General features: G+C 57.2%; 19 protein-coding genes and 1 tRNA gene. 14 read left to right on the top strand and 6 right to left on the bottom strand.

Translation table 11 applies throughout. From position 1 onward, the window contains the following. Window positions 1-62 precede the first annotated feature (62 nt). The 3 genes from QW772_06905 to cgi121 are packed head-to-tail and all read left to right on the top strand — an operon-like array spanning window position 63 to window position 1,193. The gene (locus QW772_06905) at window positions 63-308 is read left to right on the top strand and encodes a 30S ribosomal protein S17e (GenBank protein ID MEM0038635.1); all 246 of its coding nucleotides are present in this window, start codon (window positions 63-65) and stop codon (window positions 306-308) included. Next, window positions 305-586: a MoaD/ThiS family protein gene (locus QW772_06910; GenBank protein MEM0038636.1), complete on the top strand. Its 282-nt coding sequence runs from the start codon at window positions 305-307 to the stop codon at window positions 584-586. Before QW772_06905 ends, QW772_06910 begins: the two co-directional genes overlap by 4 nt. Before the next feature lie 31 nt (window positions 587-617). After that, a complete protein-coding gene (cgi121, locus tag QW772_06915; GenBank protein MEM0038637.1) occupies window positions 618-1,193 on the top strand; it encodes a KEOPS complex subunit Cgi121 in 576 nt (191 codons plus the stop codon). Between the two features lie 590 nt (window positions 1,194-1,783). On the opposite strand, the gene QW772_06920 is transcribed toward cgi121, so the two are convergent. Continuing rightward, entirely contained in the window at window positions 1,784-2,032 is a 249-nt protein-coding gene (locus QW772_06920) for an LSM domain-containing protein (GenBank protein MEM0038638.1), read from the bottom strand. A 174-nt stretch (window positions 2,033-2,206) separates the two neighbouring features. Here QW772_06920 and QW772_06925 point away from each other — a divergent pair, with 174 nt between their 5' ends. Beyond that, the gene (locus QW772_06925) at window positions 2,207-2,464 is read left to right on the top strand and encodes a DNA-binding protein (protein ID MEM0038639.1); all 258 of its coding nucleotides are present in this window, start codon (window positions 2,207-2,209) and stop codon (window positions 2,462-2,464) included. On the opposite strand, the gene QW772_06930 is transcribed toward QW772_06925, so the two are convergent. Next, window positions 2,461-4,284 (bottom strand): ribosome biogenesis/translation initiation ATPase RLI, encoded by a 1,824-nt coding sequence (locus QW772_06930; GenBank protein MEM0038640.1) that lies wholly within the window; start codon window positions 4,282-4,284, stop codon window positions 2,461-2,463. The genes QW772_06925 and QW772_06930 overlap by 4 nt on opposite strands. Window positions 4,285-4,577: 293 nt before the next feature. Between QW772_06930 and QW772_06935 the strand changes: the two genes are divergently transcribed. Both QW772_06935 and QW772_06940 read left to right on the top strand, forming a co-directional pair. Further along, the gene (locus QW772_06935) at window positions 4,578-4,859 is read left to right on the top strand and encodes a DNA-directed RNA polymerase subunit M (GenBank protein MEM0038641.1); all 282 of its coding nucleotides are present in this window, start codon (window positions 4,578-4,580) and stop codon (window positions 4,857-4,859) included. A 219-nt stretch (window positions 4,860-5,078) separates the two neighbouring features. Then, window positions 5,079-6,251 carry a hypothetical protein gene (locus QW772_06940; protein MEM0038642.1) on the top strand — a complete coding sequence of 391 codons (1,173 nt, stop codon included), beginning with the start codon at window positions 5,079-5,081 and terminating at the stop codon, window positions 6,249-6,251. A gap of 28 nt (window positions 6,252-6,279) precedes the next feature. On the opposite strand, the gene QW772_06945 is transcribed toward QW772_06940, so the two are convergent. Further along, window positions 6,280-7,155, bottom strand: a complete 876-nt coding sequence (locus QW772_06945) for a cation diffusion facilitator family transporter (protein ID MEM0038643.1) — start codon at window positions 7,153-7,155, stop codon at window positions 6,280-6,282. Between the two features lie 58 nt (window positions 7,156-7,213). Between QW772_06945 and QW772_06950 the strand changes: the two genes are divergently transcribed. Continuing rightward, window positions 7,214-7,290 (top strand) — tRNA-Ala (locus QW772_06950). 246 nt (window positions 7,291-7,536) lie between these two features. On the opposite strand, the gene QW772_06955 is transcribed toward QW772_06950, so the two are convergent. Beyond that, window positions 7,537-9,342 (bottom strand): DUF87 domain-containing protein, encoded by a 1,806-nt coding sequence (locus QW772_06955; GenBank protein MEM0038644.1) that lies wholly within the window; start codon window positions 9,340-9,342, stop codon window positions 7,537-7,539. 55 nt (window positions 9,343-9,397) lie between these two features. On the opposite strand from QW772_06955, the gene QW772_06960 reads away from it, so the two are divergent. Genes QW772_06960 through QW772_06980 form a run of 5 tightly spaced genes read left to right on the top strand, consistent with a single transcriptional unit; the run spans window position 9,398 to window position 15,403 of the window. Continuing rightward, window positions 9,398-9,772 carry a hypothetical protein gene (locus QW772_06960; protein ID MEM0038645.1) on the top strand — a complete coding sequence of 125 codons (375 nt, stop codon included), beginning with the start codon at window positions 9,398-9,400 and terminating at the stop codon, window positions 9,770-9,772. After that, window positions 9,756-11,174, top strand: coding sequence for a hypothetical protein (locus QW772_06965; protein ID MEM0038646.1), 1,419 nt, complete (start codon window positions 9,756-9,758; stop codon window positions 11,172-11,174). Before QW772_06960 ends, QW772_06965 begins: the two co-directional genes overlap by 17 nt. 17 nt (window positions 11,175-11,191) lie before the next feature. After that, entirely contained in the window at window positions 11,192-11,554 is a 363-nt protein-coding gene (locus QW772_06970) for a hypothetical protein (GenBank protein ID MEM0038647.1), read from the top strand. Continuing rightward, a complete protein-coding gene (locus QW772_06975) occupies window positions 11,541-13,571 on the top strand; it encodes a hypothetical protein (protein ID MEM0038648.1) in 2,031 nt (676 codons plus the stop codon). Before QW772_06970 ends, QW772_06975 begins: the two co-directional genes overlap by 14 nt. Before the next feature lie 2 nt (window positions 13,572-13,573). Further along, complete coding sequence (locus QW772_06980; GenBank protein ID MEM0038649.1) at window positions 13,574-15,403, top strand: hypothetical protein; 1,830 nt, start codon at window positions 13,574-13,576, stop codon at window positions 15,401-15,403. On the opposite strand, the gene QW772_06985 is transcribed toward QW772_06980, so the two are convergent. Then, the gene (locus tag QW772_06985) at window positions 15,400-15,621 is read right to left on the bottom strand and encodes a hypothetical protein (GenBank protein ID MEM0038650.1); all 222 of its coding nucleotides are present in this window, start codon (window positions 15,619-15,621) and stop codon (window positions 15,400-15,402) included. The genes QW772_06980 and QW772_06985 overlap by 4 nt on opposite strands. Window positions 15,622-15,671: 50 nt before the next feature. Further along, entirely contained in the window at window positions 15,672-16,016 is a 345-nt protein-coding gene (locus tag QW772_06990; protein MEM0038651.1) for a hypothetical protein, read from the bottom strand. Between the two features lie 52 nt (window positions 16,017-16,068). On the opposite strand from QW772_06990, the gene QW772_06995 reads away from it, so the two are divergent. Both QW772_06995 and QW772_07000 read left to right on the top strand, forming a co-directional pair. After that, entirely contained in the window at window positions 16,069-17,463 is a 1,395-nt protein-coding gene (locus tag QW772_06995; GenBank protein MEM0038652.1) for a type II/IV secretion system ATPase subunit, read from the top strand. Next, window positions 17,447-18,910, top strand: coding sequence for a hypothetical protein (locus QW772_07000; GenBank protein ID MEM0038653.1), 1,464 nt, complete (start codon window positions 17,447-17,449; stop codon window positions 18,908-18,910). Before QW772_06995 ends, QW772_07000 begins: the two co-directional genes overlap by 17 nt. Window positions 18,911-18,916 lie beyond the last annotated feature (6 nt).

An 18,916-nucleotide genomic window follows, 5' to 3' on the forward strand; every position in this document is an offset into this window, starting at 1 on the left:
CCCCTTAAGCCGGGGGAACAGCTTTTAAGGGCGCCGCCCTAATTATGTAGAGGGATGGAGTGATGGGTAGGGTGAGGACCTCGCTGGTCAAGAGGACTGCGAAGAGAATGATGGAGCTGTTCCCAGGCGAAGTTACCCCGAGCTTTGAGGAGAACAAGAAGCTAGTCAGCAGACACGTTTACCTCAGATCCAAGAGACTCAGGAATCAGATAGCCGGCTACCTGACGCACTTAGTGAGGGTGAGGGAGAGGATGCTTAAATCACCTCCTCCCGAATCCCAGGAGAGCGAGGCGCTCGGCGAGGCATGAGGGTTGAGGTAGAGCTTCTGGGCGTTTTGAGGGGCAGGTTAGGCAGGGACTCACTAAGCTTGGAGGTCTCCAGCCCATCCACAGGACTCAGAGACCTTCTGAGGCATTTACGCGCTAGCCACCCCGACCTTAGGGAGGCGGTTGATGAGGAGGGCGGGTTGACGACCTCCTACATAGCGTTCATCAACGGCGTGGACTACAGGCTTTTAGGAGGGCTTGAGTACGCTCTCAGAGACGGGGATAGAGTCTCGCTGGTGCCCATAAGCCACGGCGGTTGACCCACGAACAACTCGAGGGGCTGATTATAAGGTGACGCGCGACCAGCTAGAGGCATGCCTCAACGTCGTTGGCCGGACCTCAAGCAAGGGCGGCATGCTGGGCATCAAGTACTGCGTGACCGAGGATGACAGGGCGTTGGAATGTGTGGGCGGCTCCACGAACCCCCTCTGCGTCACTCAGGTCGTGCCGTTGAAGTTAGTGCTGTCTGAGCTGCAGTTAAGGACCGCCGCACTACTGACTGTAGAGGCGTTCGTGAGTGGAACAAACATAAGCAGCAAGCCGGAGATAGAGTACCTCCTGTACTTAGGGGGGAGCAGGCAGATAAGGCAAACGCTTGAGAGGGTGAGGAGATATATGGGTAAGCCGTACCTAGTAATCACATTCTGCTCAGAACCCGGCGAGACGCAGGCAAGGAAGCTCCCAGAGGATCTAGACTGCAGGACGGTGGACCTGGGGGGCGTCATGAACCCGAGTCTGAGGGACGCTGCGGAGTTCTACGGCTCACCGAGAAAAACGCTTGAGGGAATACTTAAGGACGCCCTGACCAAGATGAACTACCTTAAGCTACAGACCAGGAAATCCCCCGCAGAGCACCGCACAACGTAGCATGCGGTAAACTCTAAAGTATTTTAAACCCTCACTAGGATTAACATTAGGTGCCCCTCATGTTTGAGGAGGAGTGGTGGGAGGAAGAAGAGGAAGAGTGGTGGGAGGAAGAAGAGTGGGAGGAAGGCGAGGAAGAAGAGTGGGAATAACCACCGCCAGTTTTTCAGCTACTTAGGCAGCACTGAATTTTAAAAGACCAACCCACGGGAATGAAATTATCGCAGGTTAGGAACGCCTGACCTCCTAACCGCCGTGAAGGGCGGGGATTCCCCTTTAGGGCGGTGAACCGCCTCACCCTCAGTGCTTCATCGCTGGTGGGCGTGCGGCCCACCCCACTCGCCCGACGGTAGACTGCGGACGGGGCCCCCAACCTACCACGCCTGCGTGAGGCACCTCAGAAAAATTAACGAAGGAACTGCCACGCAAACCCCCGGCTCCAGGGAATCCACGGTGAGTTAATCCGCGGGGGTGAGGGGTCCCCACAAGCAGGAGACGTCGCTCCAGACACTAAGTTAGCGTGAATAAGGATCCTGACCCAGAGTTTGATGGGGTGCCGTATCCCGCAGCTTAGAGTCCAGAGTTAGGGGTCTTTATCTCTCGTAGTCGATGACTACATAGAGCACCTGACTCCCCCTTACTAGGATTGTCCCGTACTTAGCTATAGGCTTCATGTCGTCCTCGGACACCTCCTCCGCGTTTATCATAACTAGGTTCATGGTGTTGTCAGCGAAGACCAGCTGACCCACGTATGTGTTCCCCTCCTTAACCTTAACCAGCACGTCCTTGTTAATTGAGGATCTCAGAGTCTTCAGGGGGCTCTCAAGCCTGGGCACTTCCATACCTCAACACCGTCGATCGCACTACCTAAACTAAAACTGAGGTTATAAATATAAGCCTTCACCGCAACGGACCCCTCACCACAATCGGGGGTCCTGCACTTGGGGGTGGGGCGTGTCGGTTTTATTTGCCCTAACACCCTAATTATTTAATGGAGTTGGGCGATGAACTCAAGTATGATTAGGAAGTTGAGCGTCGGTAATAGACCCATGGAGACCTACGTCTTCCTGTTTAATAATTACGTGAACCAGGGCGCTAGGAAGGTGGTGCTGTACGGTAGGGGCGAGAACATATCGAGGGCTATCGACCTCTACAACCTCATCAGCCGCAGGCTGGAGGGTCTCGTGAGATTGTGTAGGGTTAATATAGGCACCGAGGTTCTTGAGGGGAGACACGCGTCATATATAGAATTAGAGCTGGAGGTGCTTCGCTAATCCTCAGCAGGTTGTGGGACGGGCTTCACGTAGTAGTACTCGCCGGAAGCCTTCTGCTGCCTGTCGAGATATGAACCCGGTTTGTTTATCCTTGGTCTGTAGGTCCTGGGATCCCTTCTGAACGTGATTTGAACATCCTTAAGGAATTTGTTCATGCCTGCCTTGAGGTCTGTGGGCGACGCGGCATGCCCCTCCCTCCCCGGAACCCCGCCAAACACTATGACCCTGTCTGAAACGTAGTCAGCCACCAGAAGGTCGTGGTCAACCAGGAAGACTGTTGTTTTACGCACCTCAGCGACCTTCCTCACCGCCTTAGCCACCGTCAGCCTCTCCTCAACGTCTATGAAGGCCGAGGGCTCGTCTATCAGGTAGATGTCCGCCTCCTTAGCCAGGGCGACCGCGACTGCGAACTTCTGCAACTCACCGCCGCTTAATCCTCTTATCTCCTTATCACCTAACTTATGGAGGCCTAACCTCCTGATCACGTCCACCTCGAACCACTCCGTCGATGCGAGACCCTCCTTCCTCAGATCCTTGAGAGCCTCCTCCACAGTGCTCCACGGATAGTTCTCAGCCTTTATGTATTGAGGCTTGTAGGATGTGGTGAGGCCCTCCGTCGCCACATAGCCCTCGTCCGGCTTAACCTCGCCCGCCAACAGCCTGATGAACGTGGTCTTACCTATAGCGTTCGGCCCTAAGATCCCAAGGACCTCCCCCGCGTATGAGGTCCCTTCCTCGACGAACAGCCTGAAGTTGTCGAGTTGCTTGCTCATCGCAGGCCAGTAGAGGTGGGGTCTCCTGAACTCCGGCGACCCTGAGGGCTCCGCCCTGAGCTGGAAGGTTATGGCATCACTGCGTATCCTCATGTTCTCAGCCGGGAGGAACCCCTCTAGGAAGTGGTTTATCCCCGAACCCACTGAGTAGAGCTTAGAGCAGAGGCCGTAGACCCCCGGCTCGCCGTACATGATCACCACGTTATCCGAGACGTAGTCCAGAACCGCCAGGTCGTGCTCCACAACCATGACGTACCCAGACCTCGGAGTCAACTCCCTTATCACGTTGGCCGCCGCCAGCCTCTCCCTGACGTCCAGGTAGCTCGACGGCTCGTCGAAGAAGTAGGCCCCCGCGCTCCGCAGCAGCGCCGCAGCTATGGTGAACCTCTGCAGCTCACCGCCACTCAGATTGCCTACCTTGTTATCCCATGCGCTGTCCAGGGACAGCAGCTTACGCACGTCGTTCAGCACGCCCCTCTCATCAAGCCTCGTCAACACCTCGCCGACGTACCCCTTTACGTACTTCCTCACTAGATCCACGTGCTGGATCTTGTGGACCACTCTGAGACTCCCCTCAGTGACGACCCTCAGGTACTGGTATAGTTCAGTGCCCCGGAACTTCTCAAGCACCGCATCCCACGATGGGGGGGCGTCGAAAACCCCTAGGTTAGGGGTTAACTCCCCCGAGAGGATCCTCAGCACCGTGGACTTGCCGGAGCCGTTCTTGCCAAGCACCCCCACAACCATTCCTGACTGAGGGGTTGGGAGGCCGTAGAGTTTGAAGGCGTTCGGACCGTACCTGTGGATCAAGCGCTTCTCCAACTCATCAGGGAGGTTGATGACGTTCAGTGCGTAGAAAGGACACTTCTTAACACATATCCCGCAGCCAACGCAGGCGACCTCATATATGAACGCCTTACCGCCCGCAGCCTCAGAGACCTCAACAGCCTTACCGCCACTCCTGTTAACGGGGCAGAACCTAACGCACTCTAGGTAGCACCTGTGAGGCTTACAAAGCTCACGATCGACCACAGCGACCCTGACCACACCCACACACCAAAAACAAACAGGCGATGAGCACTTATTAGCATGAATGCCCTCAATAAACGGGAATGATGAGTGGTGACGGCAAGGACGGATGACTTCTAACTCCAATGCTGACCGCCCTAACCTTAGGTCGTCCCAGGCTCCAGCGATCGCCCACCACGACCCATACTTCAAAGCGTGTTGAGGCACTCACGATCACGCGCAAAAAACCCTCACACCTACGGAGGGGCTTAGAAAGAATGCAAAGGTTTTTAAACCGTTGTAGTGGGTTATACTTTATAGGGTCTTAGAGAATGAAGTTCTGCCCTAAGTGCGGGACTATGCTGATGCCCGTGAAGGAGGGCGATAAAACATATTTAGTATGCCCTCGATGCGGCTACAGGGAAGTGCTTAAGGAAAGAGCTAAGTACAAGCTGGAGAGCAAGACAAGCAATGAGAGGAGGGTGAAGACCACGTCCGTAGTGAGCTCGGAAGGCGAGAAGCTGAGGAAGTCTGAGGAGCTGGAGCAGGAGAAGGAAAACTACTACGAGATATTCCTAGACCTGATGAGTGAGGAAGAGGAGGGTGGCGGGTAAGGCCGCACACCCCGGCCGCATGCGTTCACGTGACCTTAGACCCCTTCACACCCAGGATACCCACACCTGAAGGAGGCCTCGAGGGTGTGAGTGCCCCGGCTTGAAACACTCCGCAGGGTGTGGATGGGGATCACGTCCTGGGCGTTCAATCCCGCAGGCCCCGCGATCGCGGGGCCTTAAGAAGCCCTTTATAAAGTCTTACAGCGTCTACTTTATTAGGTGGTGGGTCTATTGACTATAAGCAGGAGCTTTGAGGCCATACTACCCCTATCGCCTGACACCCTGATGACGGTCATGGGGGACCTGAGATTCCAATTGAGTTTGTGGTCCTTCAACGAGGTCTACGTCAAGTCAATAAATAAGATCCAGAATAACGAGGGCGAGATAGACCTGGCGATCGGTGACACTGTGAACAGGTTGAACGTCAAGCTGGTGAGTAAAAGGGTTGATGAGGCCCAGGTCGTCGAGTTAGAGGGTAGGGGTGATGTGTACCTCCTTCTCCGCCTCAACATGAGCGCTCGCGGCCCCTTAACCCTCGTCAAGGGGGAGTTAACGGTCAAGGCCTCATACTTTAAGGAAAGGAGGATTGAGGGAGCCCTTGATAAATTCGTTAAGGACTTACGCATGAAGATAATGCATGAACTCCCGATCGTCGTGGGGCCCCTCAGAGACAAGGCTGAGGCAGCCCCCCCAACCCCAGTCCCTCCCACCGAAGGGAAGACACCATCTCATTTCGTGAAGCTCTCCGAGGCCCTGGGCGTGGACCCCGAGGACGTACCTAAGTACATGACTGTGAAGGTCGGTGATAGGGTGAGGCGCGGCGACGTCATCGCCAGATACCTGGGGATGTCAGGCTTGGTGAAGAGGGAGGTTGTAGCCCCGGTGGACGGCGTAGTGGAGTCCATAAACGATAAGACGGGGACCGTGGTGATCAAGGAGCAGGTGACTGCAGGGCTTCTTAAGCCTGCGGAGGTCCCTGTAGCACCCGCACCTAAGCCAACCCCCCCTGAGAGGGTTAAGGTGAAGGAGCTGGAGGTGCACGGCGATCCGAGGGGTCTGGAAGACGACGTTAGGCTCAGCTTAATATTGCTTAAGTCGCAGCTGGTGGCAAGCGCGAAGAGGGAGGTGGGCGGTAAGGACGTAGTGCCGACCCTTAAGGAACTCTGCAAGGACTTCAAAGACGTCGTAATCTTCGGTGCGTGGACCGATAACGAGGGCAACAGGATTAAGGTCCTGCTACACGGGGACGAGGTGATGGGATTCAGGGTGGAGAGACCTGACGGGGGCATCATGAACGGTGCCGACGCGCTCAAGTTCGCGGCAGGACTGACCCCGAGGGTCTGGAGGATCTACATATACTCAGTCCCGCCTGAGTTGGTGGGTCTGCGTTAGTTAACGCAGTCGCGAGGGCGACCTCCACCTACCTCACAGGCTCCACGTGGACTGTCGCGTCCCACCCGAGTTCGTCCTTGATGGCTCTCTCCACACTGTCCGCAAGTCTGTGGGCCTCTTCGAGGCTCACATCCTTGGGTAGCCTGATGTGTAGTGAGATCTCCACGTGATCCCCGTACCTGTGTATGTGCACGTGGTGTAGGTCCTCGATGAGCGGTGAGGTGCTTACTACTACCTTCCTCAAAACCTCCATCTCACTGCCTGCCGGGCTCGAGCCGAGCAGCTCCCTGGACGTTATTAGGATTATCTCCGCGGACGTGTACATTATGAGGGCCGAGACCGCCAGACCTAGAACGCCATCTAACCACCAGTAGTCGCCACCGACAATAACCCCTACGGCGAGCAAGCCCGCGGCGACGGCGTCGCTTCTGTGATGCCACGCGTCCCCGATGATCGACTGCGACTTATGTGCTCTGCCGAGTTTCAAAGCCCACCTAGCCAGCAATTCCTTAATAAGGGCTGACGCCATCAAGACCGCCACTAGAGTCCAGCTGAAGATCAGCGACTCCTTAGCCACCAGCTTCCCATAGCTACTCACCATGAACTCGAAACCGACCACGCCGAGAAGGGTGCCTATGACGACAGCGCCTACCTGCTCAGCCCTCCCATGCCCGAACGGATGCTCGCTATCAGGGGGTCTGTAAGCAGCCCAGAAACCGATCACCACAACCACGGAGGTCACGGCGTCCGACAGTGTGTGGACGGCGTCCGCGACGACGGCGATTGAGTTATGCGCCAACCCCACGTAATATTTACCGGCGAAGAGCAGCAGGTTAACCAAGATCGAGACAAAACCCTCCCTGAAGCCCGCAGACCTGCGCTCCACCGAGCCAACACCAGCCACATTATAATGAGGACACTACAATCCTTATAAGTCCTCACACCCCTAATCATTTATTGGTGGGCCGGTAGCTCAGCCTGGAAGAGCGCTCGGCTTGCAACCGAGAGGCCCCGGGTTCAAATCCCGGCCGGTCCACCAGCCCTCTTAGACTCTCCATCAAGTTCTACACGACCACGGAGGCTACGCATTGAAGCATGCGTGGAGTCCACGCACGAATAACCGTTATCCCCCGCCCGCACTGCTTGGGACCTTCCTCCCGCCGGGTAGCTTGGCGTACTCGTAGACGTATAGCTTCCCCTCAGCATGCTTAACAGGAAAGCCCAACACACCCTCTTCAGAACTGCTTTCTGGGGGACTTATCCCCACCCACGGCTTAATAGTTGATTAAGTTATTGATGTGGTGAAGGATTTTAGTTCCTCCTCAGTCGGCAGGACTTGGAGCGTTAGCCTCTTCCTCCCTGCTTTGAGGATCCCTGCACCGGTTGGTGCGTTCACGAGGAAGTCCGCCTCAGCATCGCTCAGCTTGTAGATCTCCCTCACCGCGTCCCTCCCCTCCAGCTCCTGCCTGAGTATGAGTGACGTAGCGCTCTGCTCCAGGACAGTCCTGCCCTGAGGCGTCCTCGCCAAATCCTCAGCCCTCTGACTAACGTACATGAAGACGACGCCGCACTTCCTCCCCCTCCTGGCAATGTTCTCAAAGAGTGCAACAATGCTCGGTGTCTCCATGAAGAGCCACGCCTCATCAACGAAGAACACGGACTTCTGTGACCTAGTCAACAACCTGTTGTAGGCATACGCAGCTATGAGTGCTGAGATAAGTATCTTCAGACGCTTAGACCTAACGTTCTTGAGGCCGAAGACTGTGGAGCTGGAGATGTTGGGGGGCTCCCCCCTGTAGACGTGAACGTCCGGCTCCGCCAGAGCTCCCTGCAGGTACCTACTCAGTTGCGGGTCCTGCATAGATGTAACTAGCTCCTCAACATCATCGACTCTGTCCGCCTTAGTTGATAGCTCCCTCCTCAACAGTCCCTGCAACTGCTCCGGCACAACGTAGACCTCCGACAGGACGTCCGCCACCTGTGAGACGTCCAAGTAACCTAACTGCACCATCTTTATCGGATCCAAGCCCAACTCCCCCCTCTCCCCTATCTCGACGGGTGCAGCGCCGAGGAGTCTGGAGACCTTGGTGTACTCCGACTCAGGGTCTATGCCTACGTACGGAACGTCCCTACAGAGCTCCCTAAGCCTCTTCAGGAAGACCTTTGCGGTCATCGACTTCCCGCTACCCGTCACCCCGAGAATCACGAAGTTCAGGTTGGGCTTCGTCCACGGGTTAAGCACGACAGGGCTCCCCGTGCCTGAGACCCCGAGGAACACGCCGCCACCATCAACGAGCTCCTCGTCAATCATGAAGAACAGGGGCTTGAGCGAGTAGGTGTCCGTGTAAGCCTTCTCCAGACAGAATACATAGCTACACACGCTGAAGTCATACAGCCTTCTCTGCATCGGCGGTGCCTCTGCCTCCACCCCAAAACCCTTTAGCAGCGTCTTGACCTGCCCCTCAACGCCGTTGAGCTCCCTCAAGTCCCTGGCCAACAGCGTGAGCATCAGGTATACCTCCAGGAGGTCCGCACCGGATAGGACGCTTCTAGCTAGTTCTTCGAGCATAGCCACCTGCTCCTGAAGCTCCACGGATCCGCTAGATCCAGATACCTTCCTCTTCCTAGCCCTCTCAACCGTTGAGAGGGCCTTAGACCTCCCAACAACCCTATAGATGAGGACTATCTCCCCAACGTCGTTGAAGAGACTGTAGAGGAAGCCCTCTGGGAGACGGCTCGGGAACCTGTAGGCTACAAGGACCCTCGCATACATGTTGCTGTCAAGTAGGAGCGTGTAGGGGTCGACGAGCCTGCTCACGTTGGGTCTAGGCACAGCATCAACTGGTTTGGCGTTGAAGTACGGCACTGACTCTGCTGTAGTGCGGAGATAGAAGTCAACCATGATCACGTCCGCTTCATAGCCGTAGTAGGTGAACCTCTGACGCTCCCTCCTCATGAGGAGGACGCCGCTCTTAGTGGACGCCACCAGGGACGTGAAGTCGTTCAGGAGGAGGTCCCTATCCTCAGCCGAGGAGATCGTGAATGAACTTCCCTCAAGCTTAAACCACCTCACAGGAGCCTTAGCCTTCAACACCGGTACACCCCACCGTCAGTGAGCGACTTATATAAGTTGGCTGTTTGGTGAGGTGAGCAAGCTGAACTACCGGAGGAGAGGGCTCTCAAACGTGGCTGCCGGGATAGTTCTGGCGGTGGTGACTGCATGCGCCCTGACCATTATCGTGCAGTGGGCCAGAACGCAGGTCTCCAGGATGCCCTCAAGGGTTGCTGAGGGTGTAGCGGTCGCGCCACACCGCATAGGCAGCGACCTCATCATAGTGAACTACGGCTTCAGAACCTACACGGCGAGGCTCATCAATGAAGATGGCGGCATATGCAGCAGCCCGCATGCAGTCCAGCTATTGCCGAGGAGCGCTGCGATCGTAACAACATCATGCAATGTTGAGTGGGTTGAGATTAGCGGCAACATCCTGAGGGTGGTGAGCGTTGGGAAGAAAGCATAGGAAGGGTCAGGCAGAGGTCATCGCAGCACTGAGCATAGCGATGCTGACGGCGCTATCCGTGTATGTTGCGGCGTACGTCATCCAGCTGCAGAGAAGGCAGGTGGCGGAGGCCCAGGAGTACAGTCAACTCATCGTCGAGCGAATGAATGAGTTCGTTGCTTTCAGGCTCGCGGACGAAAGCGTTGAGGCCTCCTCCAACACGGACTCCTGGCTTGCGTACAGGGCGGTGGTGGACGGGGACGGTAGCGTGCTGTGGAAGAACTTCACGGCCGTGAGCGTCTCAGGTGACTGGCTACCCGTCCTCAAGGCCACCTGGACTGAGGGCGGGGACGTGATTGCGGGTAAGGTCAGGACATGCGATGCGAGGCTAGTGGTAGTGACCGGCATGGGGAGGCTGTTCTCGTGGTGTCCTCAGGCACTGCAGGCACTGCTCAACCCCATCGACCCCACACAGGGGAGCGGGTTGGGGATATACGTAACGGGTGGCACGTACTATGCGTTCAAACGCATAGGAAACTACAACTACAGCGTGAGGTACGTTTACAGGGGCGGGGCCTTCACAAACGAGAGCGTGGTGACGTACGTGTGGGACGCAAACATGTCCTACAACATATTTAAAGCTGACTATGACGGCTACGTAGTCGTCAAGCCCGTGAAGACCGCCCTCAGCACCCTACAGACCGCTCACTTCTTCAGCGTGCCTGACCCATCGATCCCATACGCAACGCCATCATGGTCGTCTGTTATGAGGGCGGACCTAGCAAAGAAGGCGGAGATCAACCGCACCATCGTTTACGATGGGTCTAGGGTTAGCGTGACCGCCTGCTGGCGGCTGGACCCAGTAGTCGCCGCGGCATCCCGAAGCACCGCCTCAAGCACTGGGGGAGGCTCCACCTACTCCGTCTACTTTACCATATACAACATGCCGTCCGAGTGGTCTCTGCCCAACATTATCGCCGCCCTCACCGGGTCCTACATCTGGGTTCAAACACCGTCCTGGCTTGAATACGTTAAGGCCGGCTACGCCTACTATTCACACACCTGTCAGGATCAGTACTGCGGGGCCGTGAGCATCACTGCCTACTCAATCTCATCAATCACATGCGGGGGGAGCAACCCATGCTATTCGGGGGGCAGGGTCTACGCATACTGGAGGACAGGCACTACCCCCTACACATTCAGTTACACCGCCTACCTCTCCTCAGTAATGCAGGTGGGGACCGAGTACAGATTCTCCATAAACCCAACGCTTAACCCCACATACTACAGGGTCACGCAGACCGTGAGAACAGCCTCACCGACCACCATCAACTCCCTGCCAGCAAATGCAATAGCTACGGACAGCGGGGCCACGATATACGTCGTCAACGTCATACCGCAGATGCTGCAGGCGATTGGGTGAGCTAGGGGTGGGTTGGGGTGGGCTTTGAGTCCAGGTACCACCGGTTCTCATGCACTAGGTCTATGTCTTTCACGAGCGAGAGGCTCTACGGCCCGCTCCAGGTGAAGCACGCAGCCTACCTCGCACTGTCGGTCCTCGCTGGGTGGAGGGGCCTCACCTTGGGGAGCGGGGTCCTCCTGGCCTCCGCAGCCATCACCGCATTCCTAGGGCTGGTGTCGGCAGTCGTCGGCGTTAAGACTATGAGCTTCGAGGGTAAGGTGGTGACGACCCTCATATCCATGTTCGACACACTACCCTCCCGAAGGGGTAAGCGGGTGAAGCGCAAACCTAAGCCGCAGTCCAGGCCTGGCAAGCTTAGGGGTAGGCGTGGGGTGGCTTGAGGTGAGGCTAACCCTACCCTACACCGTCAAGCAATCAGTGGACTTCCCGTACAGGGTCAAGAGCGTCTCGCGCTACGACCTGGAGTCCATAGTCTTGGACGTTGCGCTCCAGCCCAGAATAACTGTGGTCGGCCGCATCTCAGGCAAGATTATCGGGAGGGCTGAGGGGGTAGTGGTTGGTAGTAAGGTCGTTGAGAACGCTGTAGGCTTCCCCCATAAGGAGTACGGGCTGGCAGTCAAGAAGAGCGTCAAGGGTTTTGAGGTTCACCTAGCTGAAGATTCCGTGACCTGTGAGGACGTTAGGACTGCCGGCCTTGACGGGGCTTTCCTTGTTGCGTGTTACAGAGATAAGCACGCAAACATATACCTAGCGTCCTTCACAGACATTGTCAGGCACGAGGACGTCTACAGGGCTAGGCCCGTTAAGGCATCGGTGGGCTTCCAGAGCGGTTCAGTGGTTTTCGAGGACGGTAGAAGTGTGGTCCTGTATCAGGATGGGTTTGCTGAGGTGGGCATGCCGATAGAGGCTATAGCCTTCCTCGAGGACACATTCTACGGCTCATCGGCTGGTTGGGTAGTGTCTGTAGACGTTCACTCGATGGACATCAAGCCCGCCGTCAAATCAGGCTCGATTAAGTTCTCAGGTTTCTTGGAGGGCCTGCCGGCATTCCATGACGGTAGCTCCCTCTACGTTTTGGACGGGGGCTCCCTAGTTAGGAGAGGCAGCGCCGCAGGTGAGGTGTCGGCGTGGAAGGACACGGCGGTTGCCGACTCGGGGGAGAGGCTCATCATCACGGACCCCTACGGGAGGGTCCTGGCGGACATCCCGAAGGACGTAATGGTTAAGTGTGAGGCCACTAAGCACGGAGTCATGTGCTTTAGGGAGAACATGTTGGGCATAGTGGATCACGGCAGAAGCTTCGTGGAGGTCGACCCAATCGATTCTGAGGACCACGCGGTTGCGGTCTCAGCAGACACTACACTATACGTTGTATACAAGGATGGCAGGTATAGGGTGAGCAACCGAAGAGCCGTAATCACTGATAAGAACTCAAGCGTCCTCAGGGAACACGTGTTTGATCTGGTGGTGAATCATCTCCTAGGCGATGAGTATGTAGTGGTTAGGTCGCCTGCGAGGAGAGTGGAGGTGAACGTCGGTGATGCTAAGCTCGTTACGTCCTCAGCAATGCATAGGTGCGGGGGCTACGGGGTCCTGGAGCTCAGGGGTGTGGGGGTTGTGAAGCCCACCAGAGTGGCTCTAGAGGTTGCGGGCAAGCCCCTGACTAGCGAGGTCTGCCTCGATAGGGCGGAGCCCGAGGAGGTGTTGGTGGAGGCTGTGGACACGCTCACGGGGGATAGGGTTGAAGCCGCCCGAGTGAGGCCTGCGGTGGAGCATGTGGGGGGACCTCAGGCGTCCTTCACAGTCAAGCACTACTCAAGCAAGTCGGTGGTGAGGGTCTTCAGCGATGGCATGATAGTTGATGCGAGGCTCTGCTGTAGTAGGGTCTGCAGGGACGTCCAGGCGGGCGGCAACACGATCTCCGTGGAGGTGAGGGACTGCAGGCTTCCTGCGTGGGTGGAGGTGACCGTTGAGAAGCGGGGTTTCATCTTTCACGAGAGGCTGAACGTAGAGATCCCCAACCTAGTGGATGCCGTGTTGGGCGCTGCAAGCACTACGGAGTACCGGGTGGGCGGGTTCCACACCACCATACCCATCCCCGACTACCCGGACATCCCGCCGATACATGGGGTGGAGATGCACGTCCTCCCGGGGAAGCTTGCCGTCACGCTCAACTCCAGAGTCATCGGGAGGGGTGTGGCTGTGGCGGAGGGCAGGCTGAAGCCCCTCGTAATCAAGAACGGGCTGAACACCTTCGAGGTGCCGTTCAGCGAGAAGGTCTTCCTGGTGATCGATGCTGGGAGGAGGTGGCTCTACACCATGGAGCTAACGACTGAGGCCCTGATTAAGGTGGCTGACAGACACGCTCGGTTGCTGAAGCACGTTTTGAGGGCCTAACCGTGGATGCCCTGAAGGCCTTGGCCTACATAGTTGCCCTCATCGTGATCCTTGCCGTCAGCCACAGGATCGCACCCAACTCCACACCACCTCGGCAGGGAATACCTCACTCAATCCAGTATGAAGGACTTCGTTACATGCCATCCAGACCCACGTGCCCGACGACAAACACGACAGATACCGCTGTCTACCTGGTGGATTTCCTCAAAGTGGTTGGCGGGGTAGACTATGAGTATGTAGCTAATCCCAACCTATCCAACATCAACGTGACCGGCTACCTCATTGAGTACGCCAAACTAGGCCTGTCGTTGTCCTCGATCATGGATAACGGCACTACCTACCGCCTAACCATGCTACCGATTGATGAGGGGGACCGCCTCGGCCTACTAAACAAATCCATATACATGTGCTTCCCACCTAAGGCTAGGCACCCCCTCTTCACCATTAGGAACCTAACTGATTCGAGCGTGGTCGTCGATAACTCCACGTACACAGTCATCAATGCAGCTACACCTCCCCCATACGCGGAGCTCTCTAATCTAGCTATTTCCAGAACGGTTCTGGAGGCAGTTCTTGTTGAGGGCTATGGTGAGGCGCTTACTGCATCGCTGTCCCACCTCGGTAGCTACACCTACGGCCCCTACTGCTGGGAGTGGATGTGGGGCGACCACACATACGAGTACTGCTACAGCCACGCATACAATCGCTACAGAGCGTCATGGAGCTACATCATCGGCTACGCAGTGAACGGCTCGGTAGCGTATAGCAGGACGGTGGGGAGCGCGGCGGAGCTCGAGGGCGGCGGATCAGGCGCAAGGGTCATCTCCAGCGACTTCGAGGGGCACTACATGGGCTTCGGACCCCTGACAAAGGTGGAGGTCACCGCTCACAACTACGTTGACCGCAGTGGGGGATGCAGCACCGGGGGTAACCGTACAGAGTGCCACTACCACTACGAGCACGGCGTAAGCTCTATCGCTGTGAATGTATACACGAGAGGCCTCAGAATAGACACTAAAGTGAACGCCTCAATAGGCCTTGAGGCTGTGCCGGTGACAGGTGTGGAACCTGTCAACATCTCAACCCAGAAATACGCCACCCTAGAGCCGAGGGGCAGCGTTAGCCTGCCCGTGAGCTTCAGCGACTCAGTCGACGTGTGCAACTACATTGAGGTCGAAGGCGATGTGTTGGTGAGGTGTCTCGGCAGAGCCGCTAGGAACTCGTTCGCCGGGTACGTGGATCTGGCGTACAGGGTGAGGGAGTTTGAATGGCCGTGGGGATCGGTGGTGGATGCACCCTATGAAATCACTGTAGAGAAGAAACTCTATCCACCTCCATATGCTCCAGACACAGACTTGAACAAGCTGTTCTACGGCTACCTCCAAGAGGCTGTGCTGAAGTACGTGGCCGGCGTTGTGGACGGCTATGCCTCTCAAACAGGCTACAGAAGCTTCGAGGCATGGGCCCTAGCCACACAGATACCGATACAGATGGAGAAGTGTGGAAACCGCACGTCCTACATGCCGCTACTGGAGGCTCTGCAGAATGGATGCGGATCGAACGAAGAGCGTGCGGAGATTCTGTCCGGGATGCTGAAGCATCTAGGTATAGAGCACGAGGTCAAGGACGTTACAGTGAAGGCGTCAAGAGGTATGGGGATTGCGGAGGTTCCGGGTATAGCTGTCTACGGGCACATGGGCAGTTACCCGGGGTTCTACAACCTCACCGGACTAGGGTGCGCTTCAGAGGCTGAGGAAGGCTACATGATCGCGTACGACACAGCGCAGAACAACATCTTCTCAGATCTAAGGAAGATCATTATCAACAGCTAACTTAAGGTGTTCTGCATGAGCAGTTTAAGCAGCATCTCCGCCGCCTCATCACTCCCGTAGAGCTCGACCACACACTCACGGAGCCTCTCAGGATTCTCCAGAAGGAGAGAAGCGGAGTCCCTCCCGAACCTGCTCAGACAGTAGAGGTCCAGGATCTCGTGGAGTCCGGGTGCGGCGACAGATAGGAAGTCCCTTATCATCCTCCTAGCGTTCCTCATGTTTGGTCCCTCGAAAAGAAAGTGTTTGGGTTTGGGAGGGTCGCGGGGTTTCAGCCGCCGACTAGCGCCGGTATGATTACCGTGAGCGCGGCCAGGACCATCGCACCTACTATGGCTCCACCGAGGAACTTCTTCCCCCTCTCCGAATCCCCCATAGCTATGTTGAGCCCCCCGTAGATCCCCGCACCGAACACGGCTACCCACGCGCCCCAGTAGAGCCAGTTAATCAGCCTCTGAATCATTGCGCCGATGCCTGGCGGTGCCTCAGGCTGTATGCTCACGGGAGGTGTGGTCTGAGTCTCACCGTACGACACTGCTTGCGTCAGGAGCAGGGTCGCCACCAGCCCCGCCACGGAGGCTCCACGTAGCCAATCCCTCGCAACCACGTTCAGCATCCCCACCCTGTAGTGGGGATTTAAAAGCCGGACCCTCTTATGGGAATGCTAAGTGAGCCTTAGAGTCCTCCTAGAGTCCTTAAGGGATCGGCTGAGGGGGTCGGGGAAGACTGAAGGGCGTGTGAGGCTTGAGCTCGGGGCCCCTAGCGGGAGGGAACTCCTCAGCTACGTGGTGGGGGCCTGCAGGGTCTCCCTAATCACTGCGGGTGAGGAGATAGTGTACGTCGCGGTCCCGCGCATTTCTCAAGACCTCTTCAGGTCCGTGGGGCGGGGGCTCGACGTCGTGACCGCCCTGATGGGGAGGGGCAACGACCTAGGTGATGTGCTCGTTGAGGTCCTCGGCATAGGTAGGGAGAGGGTTGCGGAAGCCATCTACGTTCTGAAGAGCGTTGTGGGATACAGGCAGCTCCAGGTCTTGCTGGACGACCCCTACATCCTCGACATCTCGGTGGTGGGGCCAGGCCCTGTGTGGGTCAGGCATTCCTGGGTGGAGCAGAACTCCCACGAGCAGGACTTCATCAGGACGAACATAGTGGTGAACACCCTAGACGACGTTGTAGAGCTACAGCAGGTCATAGCCACTAAGTGCGGGACCTACATATCGACCTCCAACCCGATCGTGGACACGCAGCTCCCACCAAGGGACGGCGCCCACAGAGTTCACCTAGTAGCACACACGATATCCACCAGCAGGAGACCGGAGATCGTTATAAGGAAGAAACTGAGCACGCCGCCACCCGTGAGCAGGCTCGTTGAGGAGGGGGTTCTCCCGGATGCGGTGGCGAAGCTGTTTAGGGCCTTGATACGTTCGAGGGGTTCCATGATTATAGCTGGTCCGCCTGGCTCAGGCAAAACAACGTTGCTCCGATCCATCCTCCACAGCTTCGTCCCCCCGGGCTGGAAGGTAGCCATCATCGAGGACACGGGTGAGGTAGACCCGCCGCCAGGGTCTTCATGGGTACGGTACACGACTTTCGAGCTTGGAGCGGTTAAGGTGGACCTCTTCGACCTGGCGAAAGCGGCTCTGAGGGCTTCAGCCACCAAACTCGTCGTGGTTGGCGAGACTAGGGGTGAGGAAGCGAAGGTCTTGGTCCAAGCCATGCTCACGGGGTTGGGGGGCCTCACAACGTTCCACGGCGCCTCCCCGGAGGAGGTCATGACTAGATTCACGGGCCCGCCCATCAACCTATCGCCCCTGCAGGTAGGTATGTTCAACTTCATCGCAGTCGTCGGCTACGGGGAGAGGCCTAGGAGGCAACTGAAGAGGGTCGTGGAGCTCCTCCACCTCGATGGAGACAAGGTAGGGTTCAACGTTGTCTGGGACAGGGGGAGGGACGGGATGGGCGTAGACTTCAGTACGCTCGTGCCGAGGCTTGGGAGGTGGGGTGAGCTGAGGGCGAGATCCGAGGCACCTGTAGAGGCGATCCTAAGTGAAAGGATCGAGTAGCATTGTGGAGAAGTACAGGAGGATGGTCGCCCTCATAACGGGCGACATTAAGAGGTACAGAAGGGCTTCGAAGGAAGTCAAAACAGCTGCCTACTTAACGCCCCTAGCCGTGACGCTGCCGCTCGTGCTCCACTACCTAGAGTTCCTGCAGGACCCCGCACTCCTGGCGATCGTTGGTTTATCACTAGGTCTGGCGGCGTGGGTTAGAGTGATAGATACGGCAACGTCCCTGCAGGGCTTCAGGAGGAAGCTGGATGAGGAGCTGCCGTTCTTCACGTTAACAGCTACGGCTGTGTCCAGGACCGGTCTAGAACCTGTTGAGTTACTTAGGTTCCTAACGAGCTCTGAGGTCTTCAGTGCGTTTAGGGAGCTCGGGAGGAGGTTCTGGGGGCTCTCGGAGGCATTCGGATCCTCGGAGGGCCTGGCTATGCTTGCAAGGCTTGCTAGCGGGAGGGTTAGGCCCTTCCTAACGGAATATACGTTGGCCCTAGCTTCGGGCACGGCCCTACAGCACCTGAGGGACAGGGCTATGGACTTCGTGAAGACCGTTGCGGTTGAGGTGGAGAGGACTTTAGGCAGCAGGATGGTCGCGGCGATGGTGATCTCGATGTTCTTCTCCGTCATGCCTGTGGTCCTAATATCAATGACCGCCCTCTTCACCACATCCCTCGAGGACGGGGCGCCGGGGGCCCCGGCATTCATTCAGGTGCTGGCGCCGGCGATCGTCGGCGCGTCTGCGCTACTGGCCGTCGTTCTGCCGGGTTACCCGCTGGCGGTGCAGGTCGTAATGGAGGGGAAGGTCCTCACGGCCTGCAGGGCTGCGTTCGCATCGGGGACAGGGCTCTTAGCACTGCCGCCGATAATGCTCTCCCTAGGACTTATGGACCTCAGCGGCTTCAGGGAGTTGACGATTTACTGCTCGCTGGTTGCGGCCGCCTTAGGCGCGGTGCCCTTCACCCACACACTCAAGGCGTTGATGACTAGGATCGACGACGTCGTTGAGTCGATGGCTCAGCACGTTAGAGTCTATAGGTCGATGCACCTCTACAGGAACGAGAGGCTGGAGGGGCTGGGGAGGAGGTCCGTGAGGCCTTGGCTGGCGGGCTACCTCAGGGAGTCGACGGAGTTCTTCAGGCTGTTGGGGGACGTGGATCCCTCAGTATTCGATCTCTTCGTCATGTTTGTGATGGAGGTGCGGAGGACAATGGGGAGGGCGATGGCGCATGTGGCGTTCATGGCGGCCGTCGTTCTGTTAGCCCCCGTGCTCTCGACAGCCACCATGGGCCTCGGGGCAGGGCTGGGCGTTGCTGCGGAAACCCTTCTGACTGGCTACGCATCAGTTCTGGGGTTCGGCTACATCGCAGGGAAGATAGCTCTAGGTCGGAACGTATCGACACTATTACCCGGCCTCGCAGCACTGCTCTACGCACTGACCCTTACCGCTTGACCCTGA

The organism is Zestosphaera sp., assembly GCA_038727705.1.
In the GTDB taxonomy this organism is placed as follows: Archaea; Thermoproteota; Thermoprotei_A; order Sulfolobales; family NBVN01; genus Zestomicrobium.